The sequence below is a fragment of the Nonomuraea sp. MG754425 genome, from assembly GCF_021699195.1.
Classification (GTDB): Bacteria; Actinomycetota; Actinomycetes; order Streptosporangiales; family Streptosporangiaceae; genus Nonomuraea.
In genome coordinates this window covers 1-2487 of sequence record NZ_SSXE01000386.1, presented here as the reverse complement: position 1 = coordinate 2487, position 2487 = coordinate 1, and the positions used below count along the sequence as shown (strand labels likewise).

Sequence of the window (2487 nt, the reverse complement as noted above, 5' to 3'; positions counted from 1 at the left end):
CATGATCACCGTCGCCACGAAGCCGGGCCCGGACAGCGCCGGCAACACCGGATGGTGCTCGAAGGCCGGCTCGACGTGCCGGGCGGAATCCGGCAGCGCCACCCAGAGCTGCACCCCGTGCAGTACCGTCTCCGGCGACTGCTCCGAGTGGGAGATACCGCGCCCGGCGGTCATCAGGTTGAGCCGGCCGGGGCGGATCTCCTGCCGGGTGCCGAGGCTGTCGCGGTGCAGCACCTCGCCCTCGACCAGCCAGCTCACCGTCTGCAGCCCGGTGTGCGGGTGCGGCGGTACCCGCATGGTCGTGCGCTGCGGGCCGTAGGCGTCCACGAAGCACCAGGCGCCGATCATGCGGCGGCGCACGCCCGGCAGGGTCCGGCTCACCGCCATCGCGCGCGGACCGCCCAGCGGCACCTCGCGCCCTTCCAGCACCTCACGACCGGCGTCCGCGACCTCGCCGGACGCGCAGCGGATCTCCCTCGGGTCAAGCTCCAGGTTGCTCACGACGAAGACCCTACGCGCGGCCGGCGAGCACCACGACGCCCGGCCCGCTCAGCCGAGCAGTTCCCACCAGCCCTCGACCGCCGGGGCGGCGGAGGCGTCGACCGCCTCGCCCGGCCGGGGCACGGCGATCTTCACGTCGCGCGCCTTGGCCTCCCGCCACAGCCGCTCCACCGGCTCCGCCCACGGGTGCAGGGCGAGCGTGAACGTGGCCCAGTGCACCGGCAGCAGCACCGCCCCGCCCAGGTCGAGGTGGGCGTTGACGGCCTCCTCCGGGTTCATGTGGATGTCCGGCCAGGCCGGGCTGTAGGCGCCGATCGGCATCAGCGTCAGGTCGAACGGCCCGTGCGCCGCCCCGATGCCCCGGTACCCCGCGAAGTAGCCGGAGTCGCCCGCGTAGAACACCCGCCTGGCCTTGCCCACGACGGCCCACGAGCCCCACAGGGTGTCGTTGCGGGCGAGGGTCCGGCCGGAGAAGTGGCGGGCCGCCGTGGCGACGAACCGCAGCCCCGCGACCTCGGCCTCCTCCTCCCAGTCCAGCTCGATGATGCGGTACGCGGGCACGCCCCACCGCTCCAGGTGCGCCCCGATGCCCAGCGGCACCAGGAACGGCGCCCGCTGCGTGCGGGTGAGCGAGCGCACCGTGGCCAGGTCGAGGTGGTCGTAGTGGTCGTGCGAGATGGCGATCGCGTCCACCTGCGGCAGTTCGGCCAGCTCGACGGGCACCGGGTGGTGCCGCTTCGGGCCGGCGAACCACGCGGGGGAGGGCCGCTTGGCCCACACCGGGTCGAACAGCACCCGCCTGCCCTCGATCTCCACCAGCGTGGAGGCGTGGCCGTACCAGATCGCGCGCACCCCGTCGGCGGGTGGCGGGTCGGCGGGCGGGACGCGCAGCGGGATCAGACCGGACGGCCGGCGTCGTTCCCGGTCCTTGGCCAGCTCGCCCAGCAGGCCGGCCGGCGGCGCGGTCATGGGCATGCCCTGCTCGGGCATCGTGTTCACGAACGCGCCGTTCCTGAACTGCGGCGAGCGCCGGATCCGCGCCGCCCGCTCCGGCCCCGACGTCAGCGGCCGCACGCCCAGCTCGGCGGGCACCGCGCGCAACGCCCAGCCGGCCGCGGCCAGGGCCGCGCCGCCCGCGAGGATCCGCCGTGCCGTCCGCATCCCTGCCATCGCCCACTCTCCCCAGAAGTTCTGTCTGTGCCCGCTTCAACCGAACGGGACTCCCCGCTGTTCCATTTCTACGATATATCGCGATAGGTCGGACGCTTGATCGTTCCGCCCCCGACACCGTAGTCCGCGCCACCGACACTTCGCCGCGTGGCTCGACCGGCCGGACGAACCTACCGCCCGCCGCGCCGGCGTCCGGCGGCAGCCCCTTTCCAGGCCCCGGTCACGGCTCGTCCCGCTTGCGGTGCGGGAACGGCCACGGGTTGGGCCGGCACCGGCCCAGCGACTTCGACTGCTGCGTCATCACCGGGGCCGGCTTCCCCGGTCCGGGACAGGGGCGGTGCCGGTGGCCCAGGCTGTGGCCGACCTCGTGGCTGATCAGGTACTGGCGGTAGGCCGCCAGGTCGCCGCCGTACTGCGGGACGCCCTCGGCCCAGCGCAGCGCGTTGATGACCGAGCGGTGGCCGTTCCAGCAGGACAGTTCCCCGCCCGTACGCAACGGCAGGCACTCGCTGATGGTCAGGCTCGGGCTGGACAGGGCCACCCGCACCGTCACCGGGCCGTGGTCCACGCGTTCGAAGCGGGCCCAGCCGCGTACGTCGTTGAGCGTGCGGTGCACCTCGGCGGCGAACTGCCCGGGATCGAACGGCAGCCCGCGCTCCACCTCGACCAGGTAGCGCACCACCGCGCCGCGACCTCGCCTGGCGCGCGCGCGGCCCCGGACGACCGCGTAGCGGCCGGAGGCCTCGTGCGGGACGCGCACCTTCTCCGGGGCGGGGGCGATCGGCTTGGGCGGCGCGGTGGTGCGCTACCTGGTCG

Annotated in this window: 3 protein-coding genes; all 3 read right to left on the bottom strand. The window is 74.5% G+C overall.

Annotation, left to right across the window (positions count from 1 at the left end):
* Window positions 1-492 (bottom strand): pirin family protein (locus tag FAF44_RS52820; protein WP_237111060.1); only part of this gene is annotated, 492 nt, incomplete at its 3' end.
* Window positions 493-549: 57 nt separating this feature from the next.
* A complete protein-coding gene (locus tag FAF44_RS52815; RefSeq protein ID WP_237111059.1) occupies window positions 550-1671 on the bottom strand; it encodes an MBL fold metallo-hydrolase in 1122 nt (373 codons plus the stop codon).
* Window positions 1672-1891: 220 nt separating this feature from the next.
* Window positions 1892-2431, bottom strand: coding sequence for a DUF3152 domain-containing protein (locus FAF44_RS52810; protein WP_237111058.1), 540 nt, complete (start codon window positions 2429-2431; stop codon window positions 1892-1894).
* Between the last annotated feature and the right edge of the window lie 56 nt (window positions 2432-2487).

What these genes read in the sequence shown, in the direction of transcription:
- FAF44_RS52815 (WP_237111059.1), bottom strand. Translation starts at nt 1,671, where the DNA reads ATGGCAGGGATGCGGACGGCACGGCGGATCCTCGCGGGCGGCGCGGCC.